At 66.8% G+C, this 16141-nt stretch carries 17 protein-coding genes; 2 read left to right on the top strand and 15 right to left on the bottom strand.

What is annotated here, in order from left to right:
* Window position 1 precedes the first annotated feature (1 nt).
* Entirely contained in the window at window positions 2-766 is a 765-nt protein-coding gene (gene map, locus AC1RGE_RS05760; protein ID WP_011061387.1) for a type I methionyl aminopeptidase, read from the bottom strand.
* Window positions 763-963 carry a ParD-like family protein gene (locus AC1RGE_RS05755; RefSeq protein WP_011061386.1) on the bottom strand — a complete coding sequence of 67 codons (201 nt, stop codon included), beginning with the start codon at window positions 961-963 and terminating at the stop codon, window positions 763-765. Before AC1RGE_RS05755 ends, map begins: the two co-directional genes overlap by 4 nt.
* 295 nt (window positions 964-1258) lie before the next feature.
* Between AC1RGE_RS05755 and ilvA the strand changes: the two genes are divergently transcribed.
* Complete coding sequence (gene ilvA / locus AC1RGE_RS05750; protein ID WP_011061385.1) at window positions 1259-2296, top strand: threonine ammonia-lyase, biosynthetic; 1038 nt, start codon at window positions 1259-1261, stop codon at window positions 2294-2296.
* Window positions 2297-2468: 172 nt separating this feature from the next.
* Here ilvA and AC1RGE_RS05745 read toward each other — a convergent pair whose 3' ends face one another.
* Together AC1RGE_RS05745 and eco are read right to left on the bottom strand one after the other, a co-directional pair.
* Entirely contained in the window at window positions 2469-2774 is a 306-nt protein-coding gene (locus tag AC1RGE_RS05745) for an NIPSNAP family protein (RefSeq protein ID WP_072441775.1), read from the bottom strand.
* A 26-nt stretch (window positions 2775-2800) separates the two neighbouring features.
* Window positions 2801-3277 (bottom strand): serine protease inhibitor ecotin, encoded by a 477-nt coding sequence (gene eco, locus AC1RGE_RS05740; RefSeq protein ID WP_011061383.1) that lies wholly within the window; start codon window positions 3275-3277, stop codon window positions 2801-2803.
* A 517-nt stretch (window positions 3278-3794) separates the two neighbouring features.
* On the opposite strand from eco, the gene AC1RGE_RS05735 reads away from it, so the two are divergent.
* Window positions 3795-4058, top strand: coding sequence for a DUF1652 domain-containing protein (locus AC1RGE_RS05735; protein WP_011061382.1), 264 nt, complete (start codon window positions 3795-3797; stop codon window positions 4056-4058).
* Between the two features lie 123 nt (window positions 4059-4181).
* Here AC1RGE_RS05735 and AC1RGE_RS05730 read toward each other — a convergent pair whose 3' ends face one another.
* The 11 genes from AC1RGE_RS05730 to AC1RGE_RS05680 form a co-directional block, all read right to left on the bottom strand.
* Window positions 4182-4439 (bottom strand): DUF2790 domain-containing protein, encoded by a 258-nt coding sequence (locus AC1RGE_RS05730; protein ID WP_072450286.1) that lies wholly within the window; start codon window positions 4437-4439, stop codon window positions 4182-4184.
* A gap of 155 nt (window positions 4440-4594) precedes the next feature.
* Window positions 4595-5374, bottom strand: a complete 780-nt coding sequence (locus tag AC1RGE_RS05725; protein ID WP_072441778.1) for a carbohydrate deacetylase — start codon at window positions 5372-5374, stop codon at window positions 4595-4597.
* Window positions 5371-6495, bottom strand: a complete 1125-nt coding sequence (locus AC1RGE_RS05720) for a GNAT family N-acetyltransferase (RefSeq protein ID WP_492583651.1) — start codon at window positions 6493-6495, stop codon at window positions 5371-5373. The genes AC1RGE_RS05725 and AC1RGE_RS05720 overlap by 4 nt, the downstream gene beginning before the upstream one ends.
* A complete protein-coding gene (locus tag AC1RGE_RS05715; protein ID WP_019093962.1) occupies window positions 6492-7196 on the bottom strand; it encodes a GNAT family N-acetyltransferase in 705 nt (234 codons plus the stop codon). The genes AC1RGE_RS05720 and AC1RGE_RS05715 overlap by 4 nt, the downstream gene beginning before the upstream one ends.
* A complete protein-coding gene (locus tag AC1RGE_RS05710) occupies window positions 7193-9121 on the bottom strand; it encodes a hypothetical protein (protein ID WP_492583649.1) in 1929 nt (642 codons plus the stop codon). The genes AC1RGE_RS05715 and AC1RGE_RS05710 overlap by 4 nt, the downstream gene beginning before the upstream one ends.
* Window positions 9118-10428, bottom strand: coding sequence for a lipopolysaccharide biosynthesis protein (locus AC1RGE_RS05705; protein ID WP_019093964.1), 1311 nt, complete (start codon window positions 10426-10428; stop codon window positions 9118-9120). The genes AC1RGE_RS05710 and AC1RGE_RS05705 overlap by 4 nt, the downstream gene beginning before the upstream one ends.
* Complete coding sequence (locus AC1RGE_RS05700; RefSeq protein WP_492583647.1) at window positions 10425-11423, bottom strand: polysaccharide deacetylase family protein; 999 nt, start codon at window positions 11421-11423, stop codon at window positions 10425-10427. Before AC1RGE_RS05700 ends, AC1RGE_RS05705 begins: the two co-directional genes overlap by 4 nt.
* Before the next feature lies 1 nt (window position 11424).
* The gene (locus tag AC1RGE_RS05695) at window positions 11425-12561 is read right to left on the bottom strand and encodes a glycosyltransferase (protein WP_019093966.1); all 1137 of its coding nucleotides are present in this window, start codon (window positions 12559-12561) and stop codon (window positions 11425-11427) included.
* Window positions 12554-13519 (bottom strand): glycosyltransferase family 2 protein, encoded by a 966-nt coding sequence (locus AC1RGE_RS05690; RefSeq protein ID WP_011061373.1) that lies wholly within the window; start codon window positions 13517-13519, stop codon window positions 12554-12556. Before AC1RGE_RS05690 ends, AC1RGE_RS05695 begins: the two co-directional genes overlap by 8 nt.
* A gap of 144 nt (window positions 13520-13663) precedes the next feature.
* Entirely contained in the window at window positions 13664-15034 is a 1371-nt protein-coding gene (locus tag AC1RGE_RS05685) for an O-antigen ligase family protein (RefSeq protein WP_015635672.1), read from the bottom strand.
* A complete protein-coding gene (locus AC1RGE_RS05680; protein ID WP_050783812.1) occupies window positions 15031-16131 on the bottom strand; it encodes a glycosyltransferase family 4 protein in 1101 nt (366 codons plus the stop codon). The genes AC1RGE_RS05685 and AC1RGE_RS05680 overlap by 4 nt, the downstream gene beginning before the upstream one ends.
* Window positions 16132-16141 lie beyond the last annotated feature (10 nt).

Raw genomic sequence — 16141 nt, 5'->3', positions numbered from 1 at the left:
TTCATTGCGGTTGCAGGGTCAGCACCTCGAAGCCGTCCCGGGTCACCGCCACCGTGTGTTCCCACTGGGCCGAGAGGCCGTTGTCGCGGGTGACCACGGTCCAGCCATCCTTGAGCCCGCGAACCCGGGCGCTGCCCTGGTTGAGCATCGGCTCGATGGTGAAGACCATGCCCTCGCGCAGCTCCAGGCCGGTACCGGGGCGACCGAAGTGGAGGATTTGCGGCTCTTCGTGCATCTGCCGGCCGATGCCATGGCCGCAGTATTCACGGACCACGCTGTAGCCCTTGGCTTCGGCATGGGCCTGGATGGCATGGCCGATATCGCCCAGCCGGGCGCCGGGGCGCACCACCTTGATCGCCGCCCACATGGCTTCGAAGGTGGTGTCCACCAGGCGCCGGGCCTTGGGCCCGACAGTGCCGATCAGGTACATCTTGCTGGAGTCGGCGATGTAGCCGTTCTTCTCCAGGGTGATGTCGATATTGATGATGTCACCGTCCTTGAGCACGGCCTTGGGGTGGGGCATGCCGTGGCACACCACCTCGTTGATCGAGGTGTTGATGCAGTAGGGGTAGTTGTACTGGCCCTTGCTGGCCGGGCGCGCCTTGAGTTCATGGCGGATCAGGTGTTCCACCGCGGCGTCCAGCTCCAGGGTGGACAGGCCGGGGGCGACAAAACCGTCGAGATAGGTGAACACCTGGGCCAGCAGCCGCCCGGCTTCGCGCATCAGCGCCAGTTGTTCCGGGGTCTTGATCAGGGCCTGGGTCATGCGCGCCCCCTGAGCAGGTCGGGCTTGTTCAGCAACAGCTTGTTGATCAGGTCGTTGTAGGCCAGGTGAGGGTTGAGTTCGGCCAGCAGGCCGATCTTCATCCAGAACTCGGCCTGGGCGTTGATCGAGCGGTCCATGGCGGCGCTGGCCACGCGGATCTGCTCGTGCAGTTCATCGGAGATCTTGACGATGCCCATGGGGGCCTCCCTTGAGGAAATATACGAATCATATATGTTTCGTATATTTGGCTTCAAGCCACGGTGCCCGATGGCAGACGTCGCCGTTCAAGGGGGGGCGGGAAAAAAGCGTTGACCGGAGCCTGCTGGCGCGAGTAATTTCCAGCCCATGACTTTCCCTGCATATCGTTTCCAGCCAAGCATTATTACCGCCATTCCTTATTGGCGGGCTTGCTGACGACTGCACCCAACCCGCCCTGGAGGCGGGTTTTTTCTCTCTGTCTCCCGGGCTTCGTACACAGCCAGGAGATCCACCATGAGTCGCCCCAGCCGTTCTGCCACCCCCCAGCCCAGTGTCGACATGGCGTTGCTGGAGCGCTACGTGAAGATGATTCTTGCGGCGCCGGTCTACGACCTGGCGATCCGTACGCCGTTGCAGGCGGCGCCGGCGCTGTCCGAGCGGCTGGGCAATCAGATCCTGCTCAAGCGCGAAGACCTGCAACCGACCTTTTCCTTCAAGATCCGTGGCGCCTACAACCGCCTGGCGCACCTCACCCCGGAGCAGAAGCTGCGCGGAGTGGTCACCGCGTCCGCCGGCAATCATGCCCAGGGCGTGGCGCTGGCGGCGCGGGAACTGGGGATCAAGGCAAGCATCGTGATGCCCGCCAGCACCCCGGAACTCAAGGTGCTGGGGGTGCGCAGCCGCGGCGCCGAGGCGATCCTGCATGGCCAGAGCTTTCCCTTCGCCCTGGAGCACGCCCTGGATCTGGCCCAACGCACCGGCAGTACCTTTGTTTCACCCTTTGATGATCCCCATGTGATTGCCGGGCAAGGCACCGTGGCCATGGAGATCCTGCGCCAGCAGCAGGGCGAACTGGACGCGATCTTCGTTCCGGTCGGCGGTGGCGGGCTGATCGCCGGGATCGCCGCCTATGTCAAATACCTACGGCCACAGATCCGCATCGTTGGTGTCGAGTCCGAACATTCCAACTGTCTGCAACAGGCCCTGGCGGCAGGGCAGCGGGTGGTGCTGCCTGAAGTGGGAACCTTTGCCGACGGCGTTGCGGTGGCGCAGATCGGTGAGCATGGTTTCCAGATCTGCCGGCATCACGTGGATCAAGTGATCAGCGTCAGCAACGACCAGCTGTGTGCGGCGATCAAGGACATCTACGACGATACCCGCTCCATCACCGAACCCTCGGGCGCCCTGGCGGTGGCGGGCATCAAGGAATACGTGGCGCAAAGCGGCGTCCGCGGCCAGACCCTGGTGGCGATCGACTCGGGCGCCAACATCAACTTTGACAGCCTGCGCCACGTCGCCGAACGCGCCGCCCTGAGCAACGCCGCCTTGTAGGAACAGACCTGCCAGCGAGGGCGTCCTGCACAGCGATGCAGACCTCAAGGGCCCATTCGCCGGCAAGCCGGCTCCTACGGGGGCGTGCACGGTGTACCTGCCTGTTGTAGGAGCTGGCTTGCCAGCGAAGGCGCCCTGCGCAGCGATGCAAGCTTCACCGGCAAGCCGGCTCCTACGACAGCAGAGGGCGCATGAAGCTGCGTTCGTAGCTGAGGATGAAGCGCTTTTGCACCACCGCCGCTACCAGGGCCACGCTTTCCGGGTCACTGAGGGCGCTCTGGCGGTAGGCTTCGTAGTCCGCCAGGGAAGGAAAGCTGAACAGGCAGTAGGCGATGTTGCTGGCACCTTCGCAGGGCATGAAATAGCCGTGGTGGGTGCCGCCCAGCCGCCTCACCACCGCGATCCAGGCCTTGGAGTAGGCTTCGAACTCGGCCAGTTGGTAGGGGTCGATCACATATTTGACATGGCAGGTAATCAAGGGCGGCACTCCGGCTGGGGGATGGCTTATTCCTGGCGGGCGTTTTCTGTCTTGTCCGCGGCGCTCCACAGGCGGTAGCGCACTTCCACGTCCTTGGGCGCGTAGATCACGATCGGCAGCTTGCTGTTGTAGCGCAAGACGAAGCCGTCACCGGTCACCGGGACGAAATCCTCGCGGGTCTTGCCGTCGGGGCAGGCCATCCGCGTACTTATCGGGCCGCTGACCTGGTCCAGGCGGTAGTAGGGATAACCCCAGCCTTCGAGGTTCTTCTCTAGCAGTTTGCCGCCCAGGCGCTGCAGGTTGCAGTCCACGGTGAGGGTCTTGCCGGCGAGGATCTCGACCTTGTAGCGGTCTTCGTGCTGTTGCTTGGGCAGGTGGATGACCTGGCGGGTGAAGCCGTCTTCGGCCTTGGGGTAGGGCGCGGTGTCTTCGAGCTTGGCGGCAAAGGCCTGGGCGCAGAGAACCGAAAGCAGGGTGACGCTGGCAAGGGGGAGCAGACGCATGAAGCCTCCTGGCTGATTGAAAGCGCGATACACCCGTTTGAGTGGGCGCCTTGGGGAAAGTCCGGCCCGGGCATTCTGACCGGCGCCCGAGGCGCAATGCAAACGTCCTGGGTAGCAGGGCATTTTGCAAGGCCAACTGCCTGCTTTCTTGCACTTTGCACGGCTGCTCGTGCGCCGCATGCCGATTTCGCAGGGCCCTGTGGCGCTGCCGGTCAGGCACGTTTCCTGCTGCTTTATCAATCAGGCCCGCGATTGAGCAAAACCTTGAAACAAGACCAGTTGCACGCAAATGGAGGGATAGGCCGGCGGCCGGTATGGGCTGGCAGCCAACCAAGCGAAAAAACCCGGTGCTCAGAGCGAAATCGAATTTAGCAGCCTCGGGAAAGCGGCTTAGTCTGTAGCTTGGCTCCGTCTGCAAGGATCAAGACCGGGCCCGGATCACTACCGAACACGGACGTCATTGTTGTCAGGTTGTTTGCCTATTGATTGGCCGTCTCGAACAAAGGAGAGAGTCGCCATGTTTCTATCTGCCCTTGAACTGCGAAATATCATTGAAAGCAGCTTTCTGCCCAAACGCTGCCAATGCACCCTAAGCCCCGACCTGTCGATGACCGTGAAGGTCTTCGGCGACCATCAAACCGACCGGGTCGACCTGGTGGTTACCGGCATCGACGCCTCGCAGCTCAACGGCTGTCGGGAAATCAACGAGCTGATTGCCGAATTGCGCTACGACCTGGCGCACAACCCTCGCCAGGTTGCCCCTCTGCGGCGTGCATTCTAGGCGCCTTCGGGAGTAGGGAATTCAACAGGGGGCCGCCAGGCCGCCGCGAAACCCGGCTTGCCGATCGGCACCGGGCGTGATGAGGGGCCGCAGCGCGGCCCCGCGTGAGTGTGTTGCACAGCCTCAATTATCGGTGATGCACGCATCCGACATCTTTCTGTAGGTGATTTCCTCGGGCTTGCCCTGGTTGTCGATGAACTTCATGTCGGCGGTGATCACTTTGCACTCCTGGGTCGCAGGTTCGGTCATCGAGATCACTTTGCCCACATGCAGCGGCATTCCATAGTGGTAGGGCACGGCGGTGGTGCTGTCTGCCTGGGCCAGGCCACTGAGGGCACTCAACAGCAGGGCGGTGGCAGTCAAACCGATACGCAGGTTCATGGCAATTCTCCGATGCAGGCTACGTCAGTTCCGCGCCAATCAGGCGTTAGAACTTGCCGCGCAGCGCTTCAGATTGTTCTGAGCTAGCGCGGTCAATGACACTTTTAGCCTGCCGGATTAATTGCCGATTAAATTGCATAGGGAGCTAATGTTTTTTACAGCTCGCTGTAGGCAATGCGTTGATACCCGGGCAATGCCTGTTGCAGCAGTTGCTCCAGAGACTGCTGCGCCGGCAGGTAATCGTCACCGAAATCACCCTCGGCCAGCTGGGTCGGGTGGGCCACCACTTCAATCACGCCGGGCGGGCGAAAACCTTCCAGCAGGTCCCTGGGCGTGCACACGCTCTGGGCCCCGGCCCCGCACAACCAGCGGATACGCCGGTTGAGCGCGCTCTTGAACAACCGCTTGAGGGGCCCGATGTTGCCCCCCACATTGCGCGCCAGGCGCACCGGCACCCCTTGCTGCGCGGCGAAGCGAGCGACGATGGCTGCCACCGGCCACAGGTTGTGCACGTGCTGGTGGGAGTCGATATGGCTGGGCCGCACACCCTGATCGACACAGCGCTGCCACTGGGCCTGCAACTCCTCGCGCACCGCCTCGGCCGCCGCGGCCGGCAGGCGCAGGGCCGAGCGCCGCAGGTTCAGGTCGAACTGCCCCTGAGGGTCACAGAACAACGGCTGGTGGCGCATCGCCGGGCTCAGTGGCGCGCCGTAGGTGAGGTTGAAATGCAGGCCGATGCGTCCCAGCAAACCGTGCTGCAGGGTCAGTTCACAGGCGTCGTTGAACGCCGGCATGTTGGCCATCAGGGTCGCCGAGCTGATCACCCCTCGCTTGAAGGCGCGCAGGGTCAGCTGGTTGTAGTCCAGGTCGAGACCGAAGTCGTCGGCATTGACGATGACCCGGTGGGCCCGGGCGGCAGTCAGGGGGCGGTTCATGGGCGGGATCCTTGTACGGTGTTGGCCTGGCGCCGTTCGCGCCAGGCCTTGAGGCGCGGCTTGAGCCACTGCCAGATGCGTTCGGCGGTACCGGCCAGCAGCGCTCGCGGGCGCCAGGAATAGAAGCTCCAGCGCTGGTGTTCCACCAGGCCGCTCATGCGTTCATGCAACTGATGGCTGGAGCGGCTGAGGCTGACCCGCGAGGCATCGACCCACTGCCAGCCCTCGTCCAGCCCCCAGCGGATCCACTCATCCAGCAGCAGCCGGCCGCTACCCAGGTTCTTGTATTGCGCCAGGAAGGCGATGTTGTAGTCGTACAGGCGGCCGCGCTCCAGCAGGCCGAGGCGATAGCTGATGCAACGGTCCTGGTGTTCCAGCATCACCACCCGCACACAACCTTCGGCGGCCAGGCCGCGCAGGGCGCTGGCCATCCATTGCCAGCGCAGCTCCCCGGAGAAGATCCCCAACCCGTCTACGCCTTTCCAACTGGCCTGTTCCACCTCGCGGAGCATTTCCAGCACCCCGTCCATGCCGTCGGCCTGGGGCGCCATGCGGATCACCCGAGCGTCGATTTCCGCGCAGCGTTTCTTCGCCCGGCGCAGCTCGTAGCGCAAGGTGCCGGTGGCTTCCTCGCGGTCGCTGTCGACAATCAGGTGTTCCGGCGCCCGGCAGCTCAGGGCTTGTTCGCTGTACCAGCTGGCCCGGCGCCAGGGCGCCAGCAGGCGCTCGGCGTCCACCAGTTCATGAAGTTGCAGCAGGTCATGGGGCAGTTGCCGGCGGATCTGCTCCAGCACCTCGGGCATGGCGCCTTGCGCCGGGTCCGCGACCAGCAGCGCCAGGCGATCGCTCAGCGGATGCCCCAAGTGGCGTACCACCTGCAGGCGCAGGCCGGCCCGGGTTTCGCGGCCCAGGGTCAGCGGCAGGCAGAGCACCAGGCGCTGGCCGTGCCAGCCCAGGAGTATCTGCAAGTGCCGGTGTTCCAGGGCCCGTTCCGCCCCCTGCAGCCAGCTCAAGCGATTGAACGGCGTGGCCTGTGGCACTTGCTGGCGCAGTTGCTCATAGGCCGCCACGGGAAAGTCCTGGGTGCAGAGGCTGGCGCACCATTGCCAACGCAGGCTCACGAACGTTCCTTGTCGATAGGGCTGGAACCGCTGGGCTGCTGTGCCAGGCGCCCGCGGCGCAGGTGGTGCAGGCGTGTCTGGTGGTAGGGCCGGCGGCGGTGGAAGTGCAGGCAGCGCAACAGGCAGTAGACATGCAGGGATTCACCCACTTCCTGGAACCCCAGGCGCATGTGCATCTTCAGCGCCGGCTCGTTGCGCACGTTGACCAGGGCCCGGGTGGCCTTGAAGCCGCGCTCGCGGTATTCATCCCAAAGCAGCTTCTGCGCCAGGATCACCACCCCCGAGCCGCGATACGGCACCGCGCACTCTCCGGCGAACTGATACAGGCAGCCCGGCGGGATGCGCATCCAGCAGCGGTACAACTGGTCGTCGTAGTAATCGCGCTCACTGATCCACACCATCATCATCACGTTGCCGTCTTCATCCAGGTGTGCGCTGCCGTGGCTGCCTTTGTCCAGCAGGCCGCGAATGGCCGGCAGTTGCGCCTTGAAGTACTTGTCGAAGGCCGGCAGCAGCTCGCGGGTGATGGGCACCTGGGGCCAGCGGCCGGGGTTGATGGGGCAGGGCACCGGCAAGGCCAGGGAGCGTTCCAGGGTCAGCAGTTCCCAGTGGTAATAGAAGAAGCGTTCACGCAGCACCCGCAGGCTGCCACGCAGGCCCTTGCGGCGGATTCTGGCCAACAGGCCGGTCAAGCGACTCATAGGGTTTTCCAGGTCAAGGCAAACAGGGTTTCACCGGGCACCTGCAACTGGGCCCGGCCATTGCTGCACTGCACGGCGGCGGAGCGGCTGTGCCCGTCGGCGCCGAGCAGTTCCAGGCTCGGGCCGGCCTGGCAGATCTGCTCGGCGCCGTCCAGGTCGATGGTTTGTGCGCGCGGGGTCTTGGTCACGCCCAGCAGGCTGTGGCGCGGGCCATCGCGCAGTGCCAGGGCATCCACCTCGAAGGCCGGGTTGTCCAGCGCCTGGACCTGCCCCAGCCAGTGCCGCTGGATGAATTGCTGGGCCACGGCCACCGGCTTCAGGCTGAAGCGCTGGGCGTCGTGCTGGGCCAGCATGCCCTTGGGGTACTCGGGCTCATCGGCGGCCTGGAACCAGTTGAGCATGTCCAGCAGGCCGTCCTGGGAGGCATTGGCCACCACCGACATCCACCACAGGGCGGCGTAGTGAGTGTCCTGCTGATAGGGGCTCAGGTCCGGGCCGCTGGAGATATTGGTCTGGCTCAGCAACAGCGCCTTGCGCGGCCGGCCCAGGTCATCCAGGCCCACCAGGTCGGCGGCGGCGCGCACGCTGGCGCGGTAGCGGCGGGTGGCCAGCAGGTCGCGGACCATCCACTCGTGCCAGGCCATGGCGTCGATATCGGCGCCGTGGGCCTCCAGCAACTGGCGCGCCCAGTCGATGCCGCGGCGCTGCCCGGCACCGATGCGAAACGGCCCGTCCAGCAGCCGCGAACTGACCGGCATGGCAATGCGCACACCTGCGGCCCGGGCCTCGGGGTTGGCCTTGACGTGCTCCAGCATGCGCCCGAAGTAGCTGGCGAACACGGCGTAGCTGGGGTAGTTGAGGTTGGGTTCGTCGGCGAACGCCAGGTAGTGCAGGCCCTGGTTGCCCAGGCGCACGCTGTCCGCCAGCCAGGCGTCGAGGCCGGCGAAGCTCTGGCTGTCGGCTGCCAGCACCGCCCGGCGCCCGGTGCCCGCCAGCAGGGTGATGTCGCGGTCGATCTTGAACGTTTCGCGGTACAGCCGGCGAAAGCCCAGCTCGCGCTGGGGTTCCTGCTGGATCACATCGACGAAGCTGTAGAAGTTGGCCGCCCGCGGCCCCAGGGCCCGCAGCAGTTCAAAGGTCGACTGCGGCGGCTGGGCATAGGGCAGGGCGATCCCCAGGTGCGGGCTGGGGCCGCGCATCTGCGGCTTGAGGCTCAGCTCGACCCGGCCCGGTGTCCATTGCAGCGGGTGCAACTGGCGCAGGTCCTGGGCGAACAGGTTGGCGGTGCCGTCGAGCCAGAACGCCACCTTGCCCGAGCCGCCCAGGGACAGGCGCCAGACCTCGTCCTGCTGGGCCACCGGCAGCGGGATCTGGTCGAACTGACCGTACTGCGGGTGCTCCACCAGCTTCAGGCGCAGCAACTGGTGGTCACTCAGGCGCGTGGCCTGGAGCACGCTGACCCCACCGTAATACTTGCCCGCCAGTACCGCCTGCTCTCCGGCGGCCACGCGAAAATACAGCTCCACGCCACGGGGCACGTCGGCGCTGAAATGCACCTTGGCCGGTTCGAACTGGGCCAGGGTGGCGCTGTCGTGGCTGACCTTGAAGTTGCGAAAGCTGTAGCCCGGTACCTGCAGCCGGTAGTCGCCCTGGGCCGCGGGCAGTTGGACTTCCCGCTGGCCGTAGGGTTGGTCGGCGCGAATCTCCAGCTGTTGCAGCAACTGGCCGTCCGGGCGCAGCAGGTACAGCTGCTCCTGGTTGGCGTCGCTCTGCCAGGCCGGGCTCCAGCGCAGGTGCAGGGTGTCGCCGGCCTCGGCTTGCAGGTACAGGCTGCCGTCGCGGATATCGCCCCATTGCAGGGGCGCGGCGTGCAGGGCAGTGGCCGCCGAGATCAGCATCAGGGCGAGCAGGGAACAGGGTTTCATTGAAGCCTTTCCTTAGGGCGCAATAACTGGCGCACGTAGACGATGTCTCCAGGTAACAGGATCAGGGTGCGGTACCAGGCCACACCGCTGAGGTGGCAATACAGGCCGAGCATGGCCAGGCTCACCGCGAGGTAGGCAATGGACGAGGCCAGGCCGGCGCCGACGATGCCCAGCGACGGGATCAGCAGCGCATTGAGCGCCAGGTTCAGCAGGGCGCCACCGGCCAGCAGCAGCGACAGCGTGCCGGGGCGCTGCTTGCCCAAGAGGTCCAGGCGCAGGATGCTCGCGTAGCACAGGCCGAACAGCCCGGGCAGCAAGGCCAGCAGGGCATCGTAGGCCGGGGCGTAGTCGGCGCCGAACAGGGTGACAATCAGCCACTGGCCGATCAGCGCCATGCACAGGCAGGCGCCGAGCATCACCGTGGCGGTCAGGCGCAGGGCCAGGGCGGTCAGTTGCTCGATGCCCGCCCCCTGTTGCAGCAGGCGCTTCATCAGTGGCGTGGTCACCGCCTCGGGAATGATCAGCAGCAGCTCGGCGGCGGCGCTGGCCATGGCGTACCAGCCCAGGGCCGCGGGGTCGAGCAGGGCCCCGATGAACAGGTAGTCCGAACGCAGCATCAATTGTTGCGACAGCACCCCGGGGTGGCTCTGGGCGCTGTAGCGCAGCAGCTTGCCCTGTTCCCCGGCCTGCCAGCGCAGGCCCAGGTCGTGGAAGCGTCGCAACCAGCACCAGCCAACCACCACCACCAGCAAGGTGCCCCCCAGCCAGCTGACCAGGGCCGCCGACAGCGGCTGGTCGCGCCAGATCCACCACAGGCCGACGAACAGCAGCAGCGGCACCAGGGATTCCAGCAGGCGCAGGGCATTGAAGGCTTCGACCCGGCCATCGGCGTTGTGCAGGGTCAGCAGGCCGCTCTTGAGCACGGTGATGGGCACCGCCAGCAACAACAGCCAGGCCAGGTCCCCCAGTTGCAGGCTCAGTTCCCACTGGCTGCCCAGGGTGTTCATCAATGCCAGCCCGGCCAGGGTCAGCAGGCTGGCCAGCAGGCAGCCGTACACCAGCACCTGGGTCAGTAGCAGGCCCATGGGCCGCTGGCGCGCGGCTTCATAGCCGACCGCGGTGTTCAGCCCGCCGCTGGTCAGGGCGGCAATCAGGTCCGGCAGGGTGCTGAGCAGGGCGAACAGGCCGCGATCCGCCGGGCCCAGCAAGCGAGCCAGCAGCACGTTGCGCAGCAGCCGCAGGCCGATCATCGCCAGGCGCGTGCCCATGCTCAGGGCCAGGTGCCAGAGGTAGCCGCCGCGCTTCATGCCCGGGCTCCCTGCAGCAGGCGCCAGGCCAGCAAGCCGGGGCGGGCGGCGCTGGCGTGGCTGACGTCGATGCGTGGCAAGGCCAGGAGCGGGTTGCCACTGGCCTCGATCAGCCCGGGGCGGGTGCCCAGGGCGTAGCGATAACCCAGCCCGGCGACGGCGGCGCGCACCTGGGCATTGTGGTCGCCATTGGGGTAGCAATAGAACTCCAGCGGCGCCTGGCAATGGTTCTGCAACGCCTGATGGGAGCGTTGCAGATCCGCTTTCAGCGCGGCCTCGTCAAGGCCGGTGAGAATGGCATGGCTGGCGCCGTGGGGCCCGAAGCGCACCAGTGCCGAACGCTCCAGGCGCTGCACCTGGGCCCAGTCCAGGCTGTGGGGGCCGTGCTCGTTGGGGCAACTGTCGGCCAGGGCCTGGAGAGTGGGCCCGGGCAGGGTCTTCAAGCGTTGCAGGTAGCGCCCCAGGAGCCGGCTGCGGGCGTCGCTGTCACCCGGCTGCAACAGTTCGGCCGCAGGTGCCAGTTGCAGCACCTGCAACTGTTCCAGCAGCGGCCGGGCCGCGGCGCTTGCGGGCCGCAGCCAGAGCGTTTCGCCGATGGACTCCCACCAGAAGCCCTGGGCGCTGCCGATGAAGTCGGTGGAGAGGAAGATGCTCGCCGGCACCTCGTAGCGCTCCAACAGTGGGTAGGCCACCTCGGCGTTGTCGCGCCAGCCGTCATCGAAGGTCAGGGCCAGGCGCGGCCGGTCACCGCCGGGGTATTGCAGCAGGTGATTGAGCGGCACACAGTCGAAATGCCGCCGCAGCCAGCGCAGCAGGTGCTCGAACTGGCGCTGGCCGACGCACAGTGGCGCCCGGTGCGGCCGGCGGGCGGCCTGCTCGTCGGCCAGCACCCGGTGCAGCATCAGCACCACCCCGGCTTCGCTGAGGCGGGCGCGGCCAACGCTGTGCAAGTAGACGCTGCCCAGCAGGCGCTTGAGGTTGAGTTTGAGGTTCATGTCAGCGGTTCTGTTGTGGGTTCCACAGGGCATAGCGCTGCCCGCGGAGAAATTGCCAGAGGCCCATGCTCATGCCGGCCATTGTCACCAGCACGAAACCGGCCAGGCGAAACACCTTGGGCAGGCGCCCGCGGCGGTCCAGCAGGCCCATGATCCCGGCGCCGTAACCCAGCACCTGGGCCAGCAGGGCCAGGCTGTAGAAGGCGCCGGCATTCCACAGCAGCAGGCTGCTGACCAGCAGTGGCAGCAACAGCACCGGGGCCAGGCGGCGGATCAGCTTGTGGCTGATCAGGGCGATGGCGTAGGCGCCGTGGCGCAGTGGGTTCATCAGCTCGCGGCGCTGGGCCAGGCTCTGCAGGCCGCCGACGGTGACCCGCAGGCGCCGCCGGTACTGCTTGCCGGCTTCGTCCACGCCCTGGTCCAGCACCTGGGCCTCCTCGACATAGACGATCCGCTTGCCGGCCACCGGGGCGCAGGTGCTGATGAAGAAGTCATCGTTGACCTCGGCCGGAACCCGCTGGAACAGTTCGCGGCGCAGGGCCAGCAGCGCGCCGTCGGCGGAGACCATGCAGCCGGTGCGGTTTTCCGCCTGGCGCAACCAGGCCTCGTAGTGCCGGTACAGGCTGTCTCCCAGGCTCAGGTTGTGCCCGGGGTCGGGGATGATCATGTGCCCGCCACAGGCCCCCACCTGCGGGTCGGCCAAGGGCGCCAGCAGCTTGCCCAGGGTGTCGTGGGACCACTGGTTGTCGGCGTCGGTGAACACCAGGATGTCGTTGCGCGCCAGTTCCACCGCGGCGTTCAGCGCCCCGGCCTTGCCCACCCGGGGCAGGTCCAGGACCACGATCCGTGAGTCGCGCACGCCCAGGGCCGTGGCCACGGTGTCGTCGCTGGAACCGTCGCTGGCGAGGATGATCTGCAAGTCGGTGGCCGGGTAGTCCTGCTGCAACAGGGTGCGCAGCTTGTGCTCGATGTGCGGGCCTTCGTTGTGCGCGGCGATGATCACGCTGACCGACAGCGGCGCGCCTTCCTGCACCGGCCGCGGCCTGACGAACAGGCTGAGCAGGGCCAGCAGCAGGGGGTAGCCGACCCAGGCATAGAAAGGCAGTAGCAGGCACAGCCAGAAAAGTGTTTTAGCCACGGTCAGGTCTCTCGGCAGAACGGTTGAACAGGGCCTGCACCAGGGCCAGGGCGCCCAGGTGCAGGCGCACCCAGTGCAGCAGCCAGAGTTGCAGGACGAACAGCGGGTCGCGTTGGCGCAGGCCCTGGCGCACGGCCAGGGCCAGGGGCGCCAGCGCCCCCAGCAGCAGGCACAGGCCCGCGGCGCCGGGCAGGCCCGCGAGCAGGCACAGCAACGCCACGAGGCTGAGCAGGGCGCAGGCCAGGCACAACAGGGGAAAGCGCAACAGGCGCAGGCTGAGGCCACTGCCCTTGAGCAATTGCACGTGGCTGCCCTGGCGCCAGCGTTCCTTGCCGGCCCATTCGGCCCAGCTGGCCTCGTAGCCCCAATGCAGCACCTGGGGCTGGGGCAGGCTCAACTGGCGGGCGCCGGCAGCGTGCAGGCGCAGGCCGAAATCCTTGTCCTCGCCGGTGCGCAACTGCTCGTTGAAGCCGCCGACCCGTTCGAACCAGGCCCGCTGCAGGCACAGGTTGGGGGTGGGCATCCACGGCAGTAGCCGGGGTTGCGGGTCGCCGGCCAGGCTGCGGCGCTGCCAGGCCCGGGCGAACCAGGGGGCGCTGGCGGGTGCCGCGCAGTCCAGGGCGAAGACCTCGGCACGCTGCTCGGCATGGGCCTGCTGCCAGAGCTGCAGCCAATTGCCGGGCACTTCGATGTCGGCGTCGAGGAACGCCAGGCTATCGCCGGTGGCCACCGCCGCACCGCGGTTGCGCAGGGCGCCGATGCCGATGCCCGGGCACAGCAGCACCCGCGCGCCCAGCTCCCGGGCCCGTTGCGGCCCCTGATCGGTGGAGCCGTTGTCCACCACTATCAGTTCGCAGTCCAGGGTCGCCGCCCGGGCGGCGCGCAGCACGCTGTCCAGGGTGCGGGTGATGTGACGCGCCTCGTTGTACATGGGCACGATCACGCTGATCCTTTGCATCTTTGCCTCCCTTGGCCAGATTGCGTTGTTGTCGTGGGCGCCGGGTGAGGGCGCGGTGTTGCTGTTCTGTCGGTGCTGCTCCTGGGGGCCAGAAGGCCCTTCGGGCCTTGTCGCAGCCTGGGGCAGTGGCTACACGCGGCGTTGTCAGGCCGGGGCCGGGCGCGGTACGGGAGCGTCTTCTGCCTGCAGGCGCAGGACGCTGGACAGGGCCAGGAAGATCCACAGGTACTTGTGGTTCGGCGCGCTGAGAAACAGCAGGAACACCGCCATGGCCAACAGGCTCAGGCCCAGGTGGGTGGCGATATCGGCCTGTTCGCGCTGGCCCCGGGCAAGAAAGCCCTGGCGCGCCCGTTCGAAGTTGCGCAGGCCCATCAGCATCAGCGCCACGAAGCTCAGGCCGCCGGGAATGCCCAGCTCGCTGAACAGCTCCAGGTAGGTGTTGTGGGCCCGGCGGAACAGGTCCGGCTCGTTCATGTTTTCCGAGAAGCTGCTGGCAAAGCCGGTCTGCGCGTAGTGGATCGGGAAGGTCCCCAGGCCCGAGCCCAGCAGCGGGTTCTGGCGGATCATCTGGCCGCCCACCACCAGGTAGGAGGTGCGCCGGCCCAGGGAGGTGTCCGCCGAGTGCGCGCCGGACTTGAGCATGCTCAGGGACTGGATCCGCGCCACGTACTCCGCCGGCAGCACGGCAATGCCCAGGGGAATGACGATGGCCACGGCGAACATGGCGAAGCCCAGGTGCTTGGGCCGCAGGCCCTTGAGCCGGTCGCGGTAGTGCCAGACGCCGATGGCAATGGTAAACAGCACCACCAGCAGGCCCGAGCGCGAGTCGGTCTTGGTCATCCCGGCCATCAGGGTCAGGCTGATGCCGACCCAGAACAGCCGCACCGGCCAATGGGGCGAACGCAGGGCGAGGAAGATCGCCGGCGGCACCGCCATGGCGATCAGCAGGGCGAAGTAGTTGGCATCCTGCAACAGGCCGATGGCCCGGCCGCCCACCTGGTACTTGGCCGATACCAGGGCGATCACACAGGTGATGGCCACGCTCACCGCCAGCAGGCGGCAGAGCATCAGCAGGTTGACTTCCCGGGCAATCAGCAGGGTGACGAAGAACAGCACCAGGCCCACTGCCAGCTCCCGCAGGCTGTCCAGGGACACCAGCAGGTTCTCGCTGTACAGCATGCTCAGCAGCAGGCACAGCAGGAATGGCCCCAGGGCCCGCCACAGGTTGCTGCGCAGGCGGGTGTCGGGGATCTGCCGCAGCAGCAGCTTGAACAGCATGATCAGGATCAGCGAGGCGCCCAGCAGCTTGGCCCCGGAGAACGCGCTGTCCTTGAACAGGCCTTCGAAGGGCACCAGGGCGCAGATCCCCAGCAGGCCCCAGCCCGGGCGCCGGTACAGCAGCGCCAGGCCGAACAGCCCGACCACCACCAGCGGCGCAAGAAACGGCCAGGGGCTGGCCAGCAGCAACAGTGCGGCCAGGCCCAGCAGCAAACCCAGGAACGGAGCGGCGATCATACTCGGGAGCTCTCTCTGGCGACGCGGTACAGCTCATCCCAGCGGCGAGCCAGGGTGGGCAAGTGATAGTGCTTGCGCTGGGTGACCTGGGCGGCCTTGGCCAGCTCCCCGGCCAGTACCGGGTCGTCCAGCAACTGGCCGATGCAGCGCCCCAGCCCGGCACTGTCCAGGGGCTTGGCCAGCAGGCCGTTGTGCCGGTGCTGCAGCACATCGGGAATCCCGCCCACGGCAAAGGCCACCACCGGGGTGCCGGCCTGCATGGCTTCGAGCAGGATCATCGGTGTGCCTTCGGTGCGTGAACTCAGTACCAGCACATTCAGGCGCTTGAGCCAGGGCTGCATGTCGTTCTGATAGCCCGGCAGCAGGATGCGCGTGGCCAACCCGGCTTCGTTGATGCGCTCGCGCAGGGCCTGGTTCTGTTCACCATCGCCCAGCAGCACGGCCTTGAGCGCAGGGCGCTGCTGGCACAGGCCGATCAGCGCATCGAGAAACAGGTCCGGGCCTTTTTCCGCGCTCAGGCGCCCGACGAAACCCACCAAGGGTTCCATTTCGTCGCGGCGTACTTCGGGCTCGCGCAGCGGCGGCCCGTCCAGGCTCGCCGGCAGTTCCAGGGCCGGCTCCGGCAGGCCGTTGGGGATCACCCGCAGCTTGCCCTCGGCGACCCCCGCCTCCAGGTGCAGCAGGGCAATGCTCTGGGCCACGCAGGCGACCCGGCGCACCCGGCGGCTGCGGCACAGGCGCAGGCTGAGCCAGGTGTAGAACTTCTGTTTCAGGCTGCGCGGGGTGAAGCCGTGCTGGGTCATGACCAGGGGCAGGCGCAGGCGCCGGGCGCAGACCCAGGCAAACACCTGGGCCTTGAAGTTGTGCGCGTTGAGCAGCCCCGGCTGTTGCCGCAGGTGCGCCAGCAGTTCCTGCAGGCAGTGGCAGTTGTGGCTCGCCACGCCGGCCTCGGCGAAACGCTGCAGCAGCGCATCGGGGGCATTGATGAACACCACCCGATGCTGCCCCGGGGTGCCCAGGCAATGATCCAGCAGCATTCGCTCGGCACCGTAGAAACCGCCGCTGTGGATCAGGTGCACGATAGGCTGCGCGGCCATGCTCAGGTCG

The sequence above is a fragment of the Pseudomonas sp. GW823-FHT02C05 genome (assembly GCF_058797595.1).
Note: the sequence above shows the minus strand (reverse complement) of the source record. Positions and strands in the feature narration are given on the sequence as shown.